General features: G+C 67.0%; 11 protein-coding genes and 1 tRNA gene. 4 read left to right on the plus strand and 8 right to left on the minus strand.

What is annotated here, in order from left to right; translation table 11 throughout:
- Window positions 1–2 precede the first annotated feature (2 nt).
- Window positions 3–1,136: a DUF58 domain-containing protein gene (locus tag CPH63_RS06635; protein WP_096302125.1), complete on the plus strand. Its 1,134-nt coding sequence runs from the start codon at window positions 3–5 to the stop codon at window positions 1,134–1,136.
- Window positions 1,137–3,536 (plus strand): transglutaminase family protein, encoded by a 2,400-nt coding sequence (locus CPH63_RS23485; protein ID WP_096302126.1) that lies wholly within the window; start codon window positions 1,137–1,139, stop codon window positions 3,534–3,536.
- 65 nt (window positions 3,537–3,601) lie between these two features.
- On the opposite strand, the gene CPH63_RS06645 is transcribed toward CPH63_RS23485, so the two are convergent.
- The 5 genes from CPH63_RS06645 to CPH63_RS06665 form a co-directional block, all read right to left on the minus strand.
- Window positions 3,602–6,196, minus strand: coding sequence for a protein kinase (locus CPH63_RS06645; RefSeq protein WP_096302128.1), 2,595 nt, complete (start codon window positions 6,194–6,196; stop codon window positions 3,602–3,604).
- Window positions 6,197–6,325: 129 nt separating this feature from the next.
- Entirely contained in the window at window positions 6,326–7,114 is a 789-nt protein-coding gene (locus CPH63_RS06650) for a VOC family protein (protein ID WP_096302130.1), read from the minus strand.
- Window positions 7,115–7,225: 111 nt separating this feature from the next.
- Window positions 7,226–7,534 carry a putative quinol monooxygenase gene (locus tag CPH63_RS06655; RefSeq protein WP_096302132.1) on the minus strand — a complete coding sequence of 103 codons (309 nt, stop codon included), beginning with the start codon at window positions 7,532–7,534 and terminating at the stop codon, window positions 7,226–7,228.
- A 19-nt stretch (window positions 7,535–7,553) separates the two neighbouring features.
- On the minus strand, window positions 7,554–9,191 hold the full coding sequence (locus CPH63_RS06660; protein ID WP_096302133.1) for a caspase family protein: 1,638 nt from the start codon (window positions 9,189–9,191) through the stop codon (window positions 7,554–7,556).
- Window positions 9,188–9,577, minus strand: coding sequence for a hypothetical protein (locus tag CPH63_RS06665; RefSeq protein WP_157749340.1), 390 nt, complete (start codon window positions 9,575–9,577; stop codon window positions 9,188–9,190). Before CPH63_RS06665 ends, CPH63_RS06660 begins: the two co-directional genes overlap by 4 nt.
- A gap of 649 nt (window positions 9,578–10,226) precedes the next feature.
- Here CPH63_RS06665 and CPH63_RS06670 point away from each other — a divergent pair.
- Window positions 10,227–11,561, plus strand: a complete 1,335-nt coding sequence (locus CPH63_RS06670) for a DUF1254 domain-containing protein (protein WP_096302137.1) — start codon at window positions 10,227–10,229, stop codon at window positions 11,559–11,561.
- Window positions 11,562–11,686: 125 nt separating this feature from the next.
- Here the strand turns inward: CPH63_RS06670 and CPH63_RS06675 are convergent.
- A tRNA-Pro gene (locus tag CPH63_RS06675) sits at window positions 11,687–11,760 on the minus strand.
- A gap of 160 nt (window positions 11,761–11,920) precedes the next feature.
- Here CPH63_RS06675 and CPH63_RS06680 point away from each other — a divergent pair.
- On the plus strand, window positions 11,921–12,397 hold the full coding sequence (locus tag CPH63_RS06680; RefSeq protein ID WP_096302138.1) for an SRPBCC family protein: 477 nt from the start codon (window positions 11,921–11,923) through the stop codon (window positions 12,395–12,397).
- A gap of 37 nt (window positions 12,398–12,434) precedes the next feature.
- Here the strand turns inward: CPH63_RS06680 and CPH63_RS06685 are convergent, their stop codons facing one another.
- Together CPH63_RS06685 and CPH63_RS06690 are read right to left on the minus strand one after the other, a co-directional pair.
- Window positions 12,435–13,331 (minus strand): metallophosphoesterase, encoded by an 897-nt coding sequence (locus CPH63_RS06685; RefSeq protein ID WP_096302140.1) that lies wholly within the window; start codon window positions 13,329–13,331, stop codon window positions 12,435–12,437.
- A 20-nt stretch (window positions 13,332–13,351) separates the two neighbouring features.
- A complete protein-coding gene (locus CPH63_RS06690; RefSeq protein WP_096302141.1) occupies window positions 13,352–14,398 on the minus strand; it encodes a cation diffusion facilitator family transporter in 1,047 nt (348 codons plus the stop codon).
- Window positions 14,399–14,415: the final 17 nt, after the last annotated feature.

Raw genomic sequence — 14,415 nt, forward strand, 5'->3', positions numbered from 1 at the left:
CCATGACTCGGACCGGGATCATCGCGCTGATCGCCGCGTTGGGAATGCTGACAACGGGGCTCTGGCTGAATTGGGTTGCCTTCTCGGCGATCGGAATCAGCTTATTTCTGTTGCTCATTCTCGGTGGAATCAGTGTCGCCCGTCCCTCGCAGCTGACCATTGATCGGCAGATCCAGCCGCCCCGGGTGCCGAAGGGTTCTCCGGCGATCGCCTTCCTCACCTTCGCCAACCGCGGTCGCAGTAGCGTCGGGGTGACGGTTGCCCGGCAGCCGTTCGGCTCGATCAACGTCCGCACCGTGATCCCCCGGCTGCGTCGCGGCGAACGGGGGATGCGCACCTATCGCCTGCCGACCACACACCGCGGCATCTTCGACGTCGGGCCGGTCGAGGTGAATCGGGCCGACCCGTTCGAACTCTTCCGCGTATCCCGCCGCTACGCCGAGGTGGAGCGGATCTGGGTCTATCCGCGGCTGCTCCCCTTCCGTCCGCTTCCGTCGGGTCAGATCCGCCACCTCGAGGGCCCCTCCTCGGACACCGCGCCGCAGGGCAACATCACCTTCCATCGACTCCGCGACTACAACGTCGGTGACGATCTACGTTTGGTTCATTGGCGATCCTCGGCCCGCACCGGCCGGCTGGTCGTGAAACACAACGTCGACACCTCGCAGCCCTACAGCGTGGTGCTGCTCGATCAATCTTCGTCGGTCTACACGCCTGCGACCTTCGAGTCGGCGGTCGACGTCTGCGCCTCGGTGCTCACCGCCGTCTCCAGCAACAAGGCTCCGGCCGAACTGCGCAGCACCGACGGGACGATTCTCGGTGGCCCGCGGCTGCGGGACGTGACATCGCTTATCGACTATCTGACCGGTATCAAGGCGTCCGACGCCGCGCCGTTGGAGGCTCAGCTCCTTGCCCTGCGGCGAGCGCATGGCGGCACGTCGCTGGTGGTCGTCACCGGAGTACTGGACCCCGCCGACCTCCCCGCCGTGGCGGCGCTGCGGCGTCGCTTCGAGCGGCTCGTCGTCATCTCCATCACCTCGCAGCAGAAAACGCCGATCTCCTTTGCCGGTGTCCGGGTGATCGTCGCCGAGGACGCCGACGAGGCGTGCGCGCTCTGGAATGTGCAGGGGCGCTAGATGATTCGTCGCCTGATGCCCATGTGCATCTTTCCGCTCGCGGTGATTGCCAACGGCTTCGCCAGTTCGCCGTGGCTGCGCGCGTTCCCGGCCGCCACACTGGCCCTGCCGCTCTTCGGCGCGGCGCTGATCAGCGTCCTCCTCCCGCTGGTGACGGCCCGGCTGGGTGCGTCGCTGCTGCGTGGGGTCATCGTCGACATCGCCGCGTTCGTCCTCTATTCACTGGTCGTCGTCCTCGGCGAGCCGCTCGGGTTCGGTGACCTCGTGGACGGGCTGGTGCACGGGCCTTCGCAGCTGCTCACCTTCGCCCTGCCGCTGGTGAGCCCGCCGACCCTGATGGTCACGCCGGTGGCGATCTGCTGGCTGGCCGGGGCGATCGGGGGCGAGGTGCTGAGCCGCCGCCCGAGTTCGCTGGTGCCGTACGCGGGCTGGCTGATCGCATTTGGTATCTCCTACGCCGCGACCGAGCGGGCCACCGGCATCGACCTGGGCGCCGCGCGGATCATCGAGGCGGAACTCGCCGGAGGACTACTGGCCACGATGGCGCTGCTGCGCCTCGTGCAGGTATGGACCCGGGACTCAGTCGGGCGGGACGCGACCGAGGGGGATGGCGAGCTCCCGTTACGGCCGCTGCTGGTCGGGGTCGTCTCAACCGTGGTGGTTGCGGTGCTGGCGGGATTCCTCGTGCAGGCCGATCTCTTCGGGGGAGTGCCGAAGGCGCCGGAGCGGGTGCCGGCGGTGAACCAGGCGGCGCCGGTGACGCCGTTGGCCTTCGTCTCGTCGCTTCGGCCGGCGGCCGGTGCCCCGGTTGGCCCGGCGCTGTTCACCGTCTCCACCGATCGGGCGTCGAACGGATACTTCGCGCTGGCCAGCGTGGATCTCTACGACGGCGACAGTTGGTCGTTCAACCGGACATTCCGCCCCTCGGGAGGTGTCGTACCGGCCGACGTCGACCCGACCCTGACCCCGGATGTGCAGGAGATATCGCAGGTTTACCGGGTCGCCTCGCCGACGCTGGTCAATTCACCCTGGATGCTCTACCTCAACCGGCCGATGAGCGTCACCGACCTCGGCATCAACGTCGACTCGATGAGCGGCATGATCGTCCCCGCTGAGGCAGTGCGGGCCGAAGCCAGCTACCAGGTCTCCTCGCTGGCTGATGCGCGCACTCTCGCCGGGCTGCCGACGACCTCGCAGCTCGAGGTGGGGGGTGCCCCGATCAACACCCAGCTGCCGGCGTCCATCCGCGCCACGATGCTGAAGGTGGTCGACTCCTTCTCCAACGAGACCGGCAAGTCAGCCACCTCCTCGGTCGAGTTCCTGCAGGCCCTGGCGGCCGACCTGCGGAACAACTATGGGCTCTCCGGCGGTCCGTCGACGGCGTCGTCCTCGCCGGCGTCAGACGCCGTCCCCGAGTCGGGGACGCACACCGGCGGCACCAACTTCTCCGACGTGGTGGCCTCGATCATCGGGCCGCAGCGGGCCGGCACCCCGGAGCAGTTCGCCACCATCTTCGCCCTGGTCGCGCGGCAGCTCGGGGTCCCGGCCCGGGTGGTGACCGGATTCCGAGTGCAGCCCAGGGGCAGCGATGTGCCCGCCGGTACCTATTCGGTGACGGCGACCCAGGCGACGACCTGGGTCGAGGTTCCGGTGCAGGGCGTCGGTTGGGTTCCCGTCGACACCGTCCCCGCCTCCTACCTCAACCAGCAGCAGAGCCGCGGTATTGGTGCCGCGGTCCCCACCCCGGCCGCGACGGCGCCCCCCAGCCAGAATGCGCTGATCGACACGAACAACGGCGGTCACGCGGTCGCCGGCAAGAGCGCAGTGCCGGGCAGCGGCGGCTCCTCCGTGCTACTGACGACCCTGCTGGTGGTGGCACTGGCGCTGCTGTTGGCGGCGCTCGTCGTCACGCTGCTGCTACTGCGCAAACGCCGTCGCCGGCGGCGGCGCTCGCAGCTGGCCGATCCACGGCAGCGACTCATCGGCGCCTGGGCCGAGAGCCTCGACCTGCTGGCCGAGTCCGGCCTCAGTGACATCACACACCTCACCGGCGCTGAGATAGCGACGCAGACGGCGCTGCACTTCGGTGATGAGTCGGGCGGGCAGATAGCAACACTGGCCCGCTCGGCCGACCGCGCCCTGTACAGCCCGCGGAGCACGATCGGTGAGGACGCGGCCGACGATGCCTGGCAGACGCAACTCGCGCTCGCCCGGTCGGTACACGAACAGCTCGGTCGGCGGGAGCAGCTTCTCGCCATGCTCCGACACTCGACGGTCTCCAGGCCCGCGGCAGGGCCGGAGGGCCCAGCCTCGTGGGATCGCCCGCTGCTGGAAGGCGGGGCGGGGTCTCGATCTGGGCGGTTAGGGCGACTCTTCGGGTTCTTCGGCCGTCGTCACTGACATCGCCAACGGTCCCGGACCGTCTGAGGCACCAGAGTCGACTCCGGGCGGGAGGGCGATCTGCGCTAGTGGGTGGCGCGGTCCGACTTTCGCGGCGCGAGGGACTCGCCGATCCGATACCGCTCCTGATAGCCCTCGACGATCGCCAATAGTCGATTGGTCGCTGTCGTCGCTCCGGCCGTCGGCCAGAGCAGCGTCTCGTCGTCGGTGGCGTGGGCGACCAGGAGGCTGCGGTCGCTCTCGGTGCGGCTGTCGGGCAGCGGCCGGAGTTGAATGCTCCGCACGTCGCTCCAGTCGAGGGTGACGCTGCGGAAGCCGTCGCGCGTCCGTATCCCGACGTCATCGACCGTCAGCGTGCGGCGGGCTTTGACGCACACCAGGCTGGTGACGAGCGCAAGTGCGACGACCACCAGCAGGACCAGGCCGGTGTGGGAGGTGGAGCCGCCGAGGCTGGCGATCGCGTAGAGGAAGAGCGAGATGAGGACGGCACCCCACAGGATTCCGCCGACCCAGAAGACCCCGGGATTGTCGGCCGCCGTGTGTGACCAGGACTTCAGTAGCAGGTGCGGAGGCAGTGACTTGACGTCGACTGGCTCGGTGGAGTCAGCCGGTCGGGCGGAGATCGCTTCCGTGCGCACGGCCGGGGCAGCCTGGTTGAAGGCCGGAGGTGCCAGCGGAGTCGAGGCCGTCGGAATCAGCGCTGGATGGGTGGTCGCCTCGGCTTCGTCGTCGGTCGCGTCGACTGCCGGCTCGCTGACCGTCTCGTTGGGCTGCTCCGGGACCTGCTCGGACGGGTGCGCAACCATGTCCAACCCGGAGTGCGCACGCGCGGGCTCATCGGTAAGCCCGGGCTCGGGGGTGAGGTCGTAGGTACCCGGTTGAGCCGGCCGGGGGTGGGCCGACTCGACCTCCAACTCGTCCATGCCATCGAAGAGGTCGGGCCCACGGTGCTGGCCGGCGGCCTGGGTGGGCGGTATCCCGATGGGCGGTATCCCGATGGGCGGAATCGGGTACTGCACGATCACAGGTTCGGACCAGGAACTGCTCGCCGCCGCCAGCACCGGCGCGGGGGGCGCAGTGTGGGCCGCGCGGAGCGGTTCCGGCTCTGGCTCTGGCTCTGGTTCTGGGTCTGGTTCTGGTTCGGGCTCTGGTTCGGTTTCGAGCTCTGGTTCTGCCGGTGCCGCCGCCGGTTCGGCCGCTGCCTCCGCATCGGTCGGGGCTTCCGGCTTGGCCGGAGCACCAACGTCGATCGCTTCCGCGGCCTGAAACTCCTCTCGGGAGGCGGCCAGCGGGTCCACAAACTCGGTTGTTCCGGGATTCACGACGAGCATCCGCACGAAGGGAATCGGTGTCGGGGGTGCGGCGACCGACGGCGTGGGGGCCGCGGTAGCGAATACCGTCGAAGCGATCAGCGGCTCGGTTGCTATCGCGGCCTCCGCGACGGCGGGTTTTTCGGCGGCGACCGGGGCATCGGCGGCGACCGGGACTTCAGCAACTACTGGTTCGTCGGCGACGACTGGGACTTCAGCAACTACTGGGTCGTCGGCAACGACCGGTTCTTCGTGAGGGGGCCGGGTTTCGATGAAGCTGGATTCGAACCTGTCGACCGCGGGCGCAGGCGTGGCCTCCGGAGCGGGCGGAATGAATACGGGCTCGGGCTCGACCATGGCGACCGGCTCGATTGCCGGGATCGGCTCGGGCACGGCGATCACCTCGCGGTGCTTGACCGGTCCCGGCAGCCGGCTGATCGACGGCTGGCTCCCTATCGTCGCCGTACCCCCGGCCCCGCGAACCAGGAACTGGGTCTGCGGCCACCCCTGCGCCTGCTCGACCTGCGCAAGTTCGGCCGCGAACTCGGCAGCCGTCTCCGGACGGTGATCCTTGTCCTTCGACATCGCCGCGATGAGCAGATCGGAGAGCTGGACGGGCACGCCTTGGGCCAGCACCGGGCGCACCGGGTCTCGCAGAATCCGTAGGATCACCGACGCTGGCGACTCACCCTCGTAAGCACGAAAAGCGGACTGTCCGGAGACCAACTGGTAGAGGGTCGAGGCCAACTCATAGACGTCTGTCGCGGCGGAGGTCTGCTTCCCCTCCAGCAACTCCGGTGCGGCGTGCAGCGTGGTGAAGTCGAAGAGGCCGGCCGTCGTCTCGCTGGCCGACTGCAGCATCGCAACCCCGAAATCGGCCAGGGCCGGCTCTCCGAACTCGGTGATCAGGATGTTCTGCGGCTTGACGTCGCGGTGCAGTATCTGTGAACGGTGGGCCGTCTCCAGTGCCCCCGAGACCTTGATCGCGATCGACACGGCCTCGTCTGCTGGCATCCCCTCGCCGCCGCGAATCCGGTCGGAGACCGAACCGACACAGAGCTCCAATACGAGCACGGGCCGCCCGTCGGGGGTCTGAAAGGTTCGATAGAGCGTGACGATGTTGGGGTGCGAGCTCAGCGCCCCGAGCGCGATCGACTCACGGTGAAACGACTCCAGCGCCCGAGGCGAGACGTCGCGCACGTTCAACAGTTTCAGGGCGACCGCGCGCCCGGTGCTGCTCTCCTTGGCGCGGAAGACCGTCGCCAGGCTGCCGATGCCGATCTCCGACACGTCGACGAAGCCAGGGAAGAGCGACGTCTCGCCGCCCCGCTCCCTGCGCCAGCGTGCCATTCACTCTCCCGACTCACTGAGACCGATTCTCCGGCGCGCGCCCTTAGGCAGCGCGCCCGCTCACTGGCAGGGTATCAACGGCCGCGCTAACGGGCACCACACATCGGTGCGGACTCAGTACGCCAGCGGCTAACCCGCCTCGGCCGGGGCCTGTAGGAGTCTGAACGCGGCGCCGGTCGGATCGACCATGTCGGCGACCCGTCCGAACGGAGTGTCTTCAGCCGCGCGAACCACCGTGCCGCCGAGTTCGACCGCTTGGGCCACCGCCGCGTCGGTGTTGGCGACGGCGAAGTAGACGGCCCAGTGCGACGGCACCTCGGCCGGCAGGAATCCGCTTGAATCCATCATCCCGGCGACGGCCTCGCCGTTCACCGTGCCGGTGGAGTAACGGAAGTCGTCGGCGTCGGACATGACATCGAGCTTCCAACCGAAAACGGTCGTGTAGAACGATGTCGAGGCGGCGTAGTTCTTGCTGTGGAACTCGTCCCACGTGACTGAACCGGGTTCGTTGTACTTCTGGAACCCGGTGTGTTTGCCAGGCTGCCAGAGCCCGAACATGCCGCCGGCCGGGTCTTGCAAGATAGCCATCGAGCCAAGGTCCATGACCTCCATCGGCGGCGAGATGACCTGCGCGCCCGCCGCGCTCGCGGAGGCCGTCGTGGCGTCGATGTTGTCGGTGGAGATATAGGTGTTCCAGCGGTCTGGACCCATCTCAGACGGATTGGCGTTCTCCATCATGCCGGCCACGCCGTGGCCGTCGGAGAAGAAGTTCACGTAGCCGCCGAAATCGGGGCCACCGTCGACGTTGGTCCAGCCCAAGATGCCACCGTAGAAGGCCTTGGCCTTCTCGACATCTGAACTGAGCAGGTCGACCCAGCAGGGTGTTCCGGGTGCGAAGGGTGTGTCTCTGGTGGTCATGTCAGTTGCTCCTGAGCGTAGGGCGATAGGCAAGGCGCGAACAGAAACAACCCTAGGCCGGGGGTACGACATGGTCGAGAGTCATAAGACCCTTCGAAGGGCGCGCCTCGGTCACGCCGGAGGTTTCCCTTCGACGACGTTCAGGAACTCCACCTCGATGCCATCGAGATGCTGCTCGCGGGCGGTGAGGAAGTCCCGTACGTGCGGCTGGCGCTCATGCTCGGCGAAGGCCTGCTCGTCGCGATATAGCTCGTAGAAGACCCGAATCCTCGGTTCACCGGCGACCGCATGCGACAGATAGACCAGCGTCCCCGGCTCCAGCTCACGGATGCGAGCTGCTGCCGTCGCCGCTAGGCGATCGAACTCCGGTTCGTGACCAGCCTTCACGATGTGCCGAACAATTAAGCCGAAGCCCTCCATGGTGTCCTCCGACTCTGTCTCAGGATCCGCTCCCGGAGCCCTGCGCGGCGATGCCGACGATGATCAGCAGGATAAGGCCGACGATACCGATCCATCCGATGATCCGGCCGGCGGTGGCCAGGCCACTACCGCTCTGGCCGGTCTGCGCGATCTGCCGCTTTGCCTTGCGGGCGAAGACGATGGCCAGGACGCTGCCGATGCCGTAGATCCAGAACAAGCTCAGCACTAACGAAGCGACAGCCATTCCATTGGTTCCGGTCTTCGTGCCGGAAGTGAGCGGTGCCCGGTAGACCGGCGGGGGCTGCGGGCGCTGCGGGGGCTGCGCGGGCTGTGGGTGATACGGCGGCGGCGCACTGTAGGTCGGGTTGTAGGGCGGTTGGTTACCGTACGGCGGCTGGCTGCTGTACGGCTGGTTGGTGTACGGAGGTGGACTCTGGTTCCAGGCCGGCGCATTCGGGGGCTGCGGTGGTGGTGCCCGGTAGGCCTCCGATGGGGGAGGTGGCGGGGGTGGCGGCGGTTCCGTGGTCGGCTCCGGTCGGCGCGCCTCGCCGCGGGCGGCCGTTGCGGCGGCGTCCGGCGGCGGTTCAGCTGCCGGTGGGACCGCCTTCGGTGGAGCCGGTCGCACGAAGGCCTCCACCCGCAGGATCTGCACGCTGCCCGTGAGTCGATCGCGAACCAGGACCTTTCCCCGGTTATTGCCCGGCACGGGGGAGAGCGTCACGACCAACTTGTCGCCGATGAGCGCGACGTTCAGCCAGTCGTCGAAGGTCTCAGCCGTGATCGAGATGTCATCGTCGCTGAACCGGAGGATCTCCACAATCTCCGGACGAAGCTTCTCGTCGTGGTCGACGTCGCGAAGGGTGATCACGCTCTCCGACAGGCCGAATGGCGCCTCTGGCGTGTGCCGTGACCTGGTCGGTTCGGCGGCGATCGCGATCGGCGGGGACGGCTGCTTGATCCGGGCCAGCGATATGTCACCGTCACCGTCGAATCGGCTGTGCGGGATCTGCTTACTGGTCTCAGCCAGTCGCTTCTTGACGTAGTCGTAGATCTCGTGAAGATCGATCAGCCCGTCACCGTTCGAGTCGACCGCCCCACCGAGCAGACCCTCCACGAGGTGTTCGGTGAAGAGGCTGGTGCCGGTCGGTGATTGGGAATCGTTGGCGAGCGTCTTACCGCGGGCACTCGACACCACGTAGCGGCCCGGTCCGCCGAGCTGGGTGTCGATGGCCCCACCTTTGAACATGCCGCTGCTACAGCAATCCAGCACGAGGATGGTGCGCATCGACGACGCGCCGCGGATGAAGTCGTTGATCGTCTCGTCGCTGATGCCGGTACGCGGTAGCCGATCGGAGCGGGTGTCCCGCCCGCAGAGGTAGAGATGGCTGTGGTCGTCCAGGAGTCCGTGCCCGCTGTAGTAGAGGAGCATCAGGTCCTCGCGCCCACCGGAGGCGAAGAACTCGTCGAGTTCGTCGAGGATCTCGTCGTGCTTTCGCTCGGTGACCAGGCGGACGTTCTCGTCGCTGAACAGGCCCGTCTCGGAGTCGACGAGGGCGCGATGCAATCTTGCGACGTCCTTGGTGGGTGCGTTCAGCGGGTTGAGGCCGGCGTCCGCCTCGAACGTGCTGTTGCCTATCAGCAGGGCGCGATAGGTCATGACGTCGCCTCGATCTTGCGAGCCAGGGCTTCGACCAGCGGGGCCAGCGTCGTCGAATCGGCGTTCTCGGCCGACAGCGTGACTTCGCGACTCGCGCCCTGGTCGTCGGTCCAGACCGCATGTACGGAGCGAGTTCGGTCCCGGGCCAGCCAGATCCGCAGCATCTCGATGGTGGTGGTGAACGCGCCGGCCGACCCGAGGGAGAGGATGATCTGGTCCAGGCCACCCTTCATGCCCGGCGTCGGCACTGCTGCTACCTGGACGCAGCCGGTCTCGACTCGTAGTTCGTGGCGAAACTCTGCGACCTGAGCGAGCCAGCGATCATCGTTCTCGTCATACCGGTCGGTCTGCGCCGTGACCGTTATCGCGAGGGCATCGGAGCTCATGAGCGTCATCCCCAAGGCTAGGCAGCGCCCGGGCACGGGTCAGTATTGGCCGTGTTGCGGGCAGTATCCATCTTGAGCCATCGACCACCGATTTGATACACCTCGGCGCGATTGGCCGGGCAAACGACAGGCCCAGACGCACCGACACCGGTATCGGCGAAGCGTCAGCTCGCTTCTCACTCAGAGCGGACTCAGCCCAAGGATGTGAGAGCGTCTATGGCTCGCCGCTTGAAAGTGCAGACATTGCAGCGGTCTGCCGGGACGCTATGGCTACTCCGGTCAATCCACCCACCCGGTTCGACCGCGCGGAAGCGATCGCCGGATGCCAATACGGAGAATGGGTCTACGACAACTGACTCTTTGTCGGAGGTCGGTCCCGGCCGGCCCCAGATATGTGGAGGGTGCGCGCTATACGCAAGCCAGCACTGCAGACCGTATCGAGATCGACTCGGCAAATCCCCTTGGACCTACGGGTCCGTGCGCTTTCGAGGACCGGCCGGGGCGTGCGCGCCGCCAGGTCCGGAGCGGGGACGTTGGCCAATCGGGCCGCGCCGGCGTTCGTTTGACCGGTGCCGGCCAACTGCGGCCGTTCTCGGTTTCGTGCCGGGAGGGTGAGACGCTCGTCAGCGGCGTAGTTGAGGCTTCCGGTATGACCGATACCGATGAGCTGGCTGCCGAGGCCTACCTGTACTACTACCCGCTGGTGGAGAACCTTCGTCAAGTCGTGCGGTATGTGACCACGGGAGTTGGGTCGAACCCACCACGGGACTTCAACACGTTCTCCCACGCCCGTAAATTGGCCGGGCCGCAAGACACATTTGTCACGATCAACAACGACACGCTGTATTCGATCGCCCAGCTGGATCTCTCGGGCGGTCCCGTGCTCGTCGAGGTTCCCGACACCGGTGACCGGTACTACGTGCTGCAGTTCGTCGACGCGTGGTCGAACAACATTGCCTACATCGGGACCAGGTCGACCGGGTCAGGCACTGGTCGGTTCGTGGTCGTCCCCCCGCGTGGTGCCGACGGCTTGCCCGACGGGTACACCGCGGTCACCGCCTCGACGAACATCGTGTCCATCGTGGGGCGGTTCGCCTGCGCTGGTCCCGACGACGTCAAAGCGGCCAACGCCGCACAGGACGCATTGGTGCTGCGCCCCTTGGTAGAGGCCGCGTCGTACATCGGCATTCCATCGGTCGGGGATGGGTTGTCTCATGAGCTGCGGTTCTGGGAGCAGGCCAGGGTCTGGTCCCAGACATTCCCCGCACCGGCTGGCGACGACGAGTTCACCGACAAATACCGCCCTCTCGGGATCGTGGAAGGGGAGTCGCCCTATCTCGAACCCGGCGAGTTCACCGACGCGATGAGTGCCGGCTATCGCAGCGGAATCGAGAAGCTGGAGTACCTCACCCATCACGGCAGTTCGCCGGTGAACAACGGCTGGACCGTCGGCATGCATATGTTCGACTACAGCGTCTACAACCTCGGGCTCGGCACCCGCGACGAGGTGGAATGGAAGATCGGCGACCCGGCGCGTCGCATCGTCGAGCGTGCCGTGGCCGATCGCCTCGGTCTGTGGGGCAATCACGGTTACGAAGCCGTGTACGCCCAAGCCTTCACCGACATCAGCGGCGCGCCGCTCGTCGGTGAGAAGACCTACGCCGCGACGTTTGACGAACCGCCACCAGTGGGCGCGTTCTGGTCGATCACCCTGTACAACATCCCTCAGTACTACCTGGTTGAAAACGCCATCGACCGCTACTCCATCGGCGACCGCACACCCGGGATCCGGTACGACGCTGACGGCAGCCTCACCATCACGTTCAGCCATACCGAACCCACCGACCCAACCAGCCGCGCCAACTGGCTGCCGACCCCCAGCGGCCCCTTCCGTCTCGTCCTGCGGCTCTACATCCCCGGAGACCCCGTCCTCGACGGCACCTATCAGCTCCCAGCTATCACGGAAGGTGTCGGGCATCGGTGAGCGAAAGCGAACCCCTACAGTGACGCCGCAGGCGAACTTAACGGTGGACCAATTTGAGGGCCCGGAGATGCACGAAGGCCCGTGTCTCCGAGGAAACACGGGCCCTGTGTCGGGAAGTTGTTCTGTCGGGGTGACAAGATTTGAACTTGCGACCTCTTCGTCCCGAACGAAGCGCGCTACCAAGCTGCGCCACACCCCGCTCTGTCTGATCACAGCCAGTGGCCACGATCAGCACAACCGCTCCAGCATAGCCTGTCCAAAAGCGAGTCGCGAAATGAGCCCTGGCCCAGCCGTGCGGAGGCACCGTCACACCCGCCGCGCCCAGCCCTCGCGTTCCCGTCTGACCGCATACTGGGCCTATGGACGATCTCACCTTCTCAGCCTCGATCACGGTGGCCCGCAGTGCCGATGACCTCTACGACCTCGTCGCCGACGTGACCAACATGGGCGACTGGAGCCCGATCTGCAAGGCCTGCTGGTGGGAAGAGGAGCCCGGCGGCCCCGCCGTCGGGGCCTTCTTCCGGGGACGCAACGTCACCCCGGAGCGCACCTGGGAGACGCGGTCGGAGGTCGTCGCGGCCGAGCGGGGCCGGGAGTTCGCCTTCGAGGTAACGACGTCGCGGGTGCGCTGGGGCTACACCTTCCGCGCCCTGGGCGACGGGCCGGACGCCGGCACCGAGCTGACCGAGCGGTGGGACTTCCCCGGGTCGGCGTTCGCGTTCTTCCAGGAGCGGTACGGCGACCAGGCCCAAGCCCAGATCGAGGAGAGGACCAGAGCCGCTCACGAAGGGATCCCCGAGACGCTGGCCGCCATCAAGGCCGCCGCCGAGAAGTGAGCTCGGCTAGCTTCGATCCACTAATCTGTTCGATCCACTAATCTGTTCGATCCACGAGAGTCAGTAGTGACGCCTCCGGGCGGCAGGCGATCCGGATCGGCATGTACGGACTGGTGCCCAGACCGGCGCAGACGTGAAACCACATCTTCTCGTCCCATTTGTGCAGCCAGCGGGCCCGGTGCACGTCGATTCCGCAGTTGGTGACCAGCGCCGGGCCGAAAGGCACCCGCACCTGCCCGCCATGTGTGTGTCCGGCCAGCACCAGGTCGTAGCCGTCAGCGGCGAATCGGTTTAGCAGCGCGGGCTCCGGAGAATGCAGCACGCCGATCCGCACCACCGCGTCCGGCTCGGCCGGGCCCTCGATGAGCGAGTAGCGAGCACGCTTCAGGTGCGGGTCGTCGGTACCGGCCAGCGCCACTTGCGCCCCCTGCGCCCCGACCTTCACCGTCGTCCGGACGTGCGTGAGATCGTGCCACCCAGCGTCACTGATCGTCGCCGCGATCGCCGGCCAGGGCAGCCGCTCGCCGTGGGTGAACTCCTTCTGCGGCTCGAAGTATCGGGTCGGGCTCTTGGGCTTGGGGGCGTAGTAGTCGTTGTTCCCCGGCACGAACGCGCCGGGGTACTCCATCAACGGCTCCAGCGAGCGCATCAACGCCGGAACCGCCCGCACCGAGGAGAGGTGATCGCCGGTGTTGATCACCAGGTCAGGTTTGAGACGGGCCAGGTCGCGGATCCAGGCCTGCTTGCGCCGTTGATTCGGCATCATGTGCAGATCGGAGAGATGCAGCAGCCGGATCGGGCGGCTACCCGGCGTCAGGACCGGCACCTCGAACTCACGCAGCGTGAAGGCGTTCCGCTCGATCAGCGAACCATAGGCGGCGGTCGCCACCCCGGCCGCAGTCCCCGCGGCGAGGGCTCGGAGGAAGACGGACACCCGATCAGCCTACGTGCCGGCTAGGCGGGGTCGCGCAACTCTCGCTCGTCGGCCAGGCTTCGCCCGTAGCGGGCCACCACCCGGGCCCGGACCGCGGCGTCCGAGCGGGCGGTGGGCTGGATGAAGATCTCGTCGAGCTCGCTGAACTCCTCGCGCAGCGTGCGGTCGATGCGGACGCAGGCATCCTCTAGCTCCCCGGCGGTGAAGGTGTCGACGAAGTCGGCCCGGACGCAGAGCAGCACCTGGTCGGTGCCGACCATCATGGTGAGGACGTCGACGACTGAATCGATCTCGGGCTGCTGAGCCAGTCGATCGTCGACGGCCTGGATGAGTCTGACGTCGGCCTGCTGCCCGATGAGCAGGATTTCGCAGGTGCGGGCCAGCAGGAAGGCGACGATGACGAGGAGCAGGCCGATCAGCAGTGACGCGGCGCCGTCCCAGAAGGCCGACCCGGTGATCTGGTGCAGCGCCACCCCGGTTGCGGCGATGACCAGACCGATGATGGCGGTGGTGTCCTCGAGGACGACACTCTTCACCGTCGGGTCATCGGGATCGTGCAGGTAACCGACGAGGCTGCGGCCGTGACGACGGGCCGCCCCCCGGGCCTGCCGCACCCCCTGGCGCAGCGATAGCCCCTCCAGCACCCCGGCGATGATCAGCACCGGATAGTTGATCCAGAGGCTCTCACTGGCTCGTTCGTAGTGCCCGAGCATCGTGTGCAGGCCTTCATAGATCGAGAAGGCGGCGCCGGAGGCGAAGATGCCGATCGCGGCGAAGAGCGACCAGAAGTAACGCTCCTTGCCGTATCCGAAGGGGTGAACGCGATCGGCTCGCCGCTTCGATTTGCTCAGGGCGGTGAGGAGCAAGACCTCGGTCGAGCTGTCGCCGAAGGAGTGCGCGGCCTCTGAGAGGAGAGCGCTCGATCCGGTGAAGAGCCCGGCCGCGAGTTTGGCTAGCGCGACTCCGATGTTGGCGGCCAGCGCAAGGAGCACCGTCAGCCGGCTCTCGCCGCCACTCGGCGGTGCGGCGCTGGTATCGTCCGACGTTCCCGTTGAGGCTTCGCTCACCCCACGATGCTACGTGG

This window comes from Jatrophihabitans sp. GAS493 (assembly GCF_900230215.1).
Taxonomy (GTDB): Bacteria; Actinomycetota; Actinomycetes; order Mycobacteriales; family Jatrophihabitantaceae; genus MT45.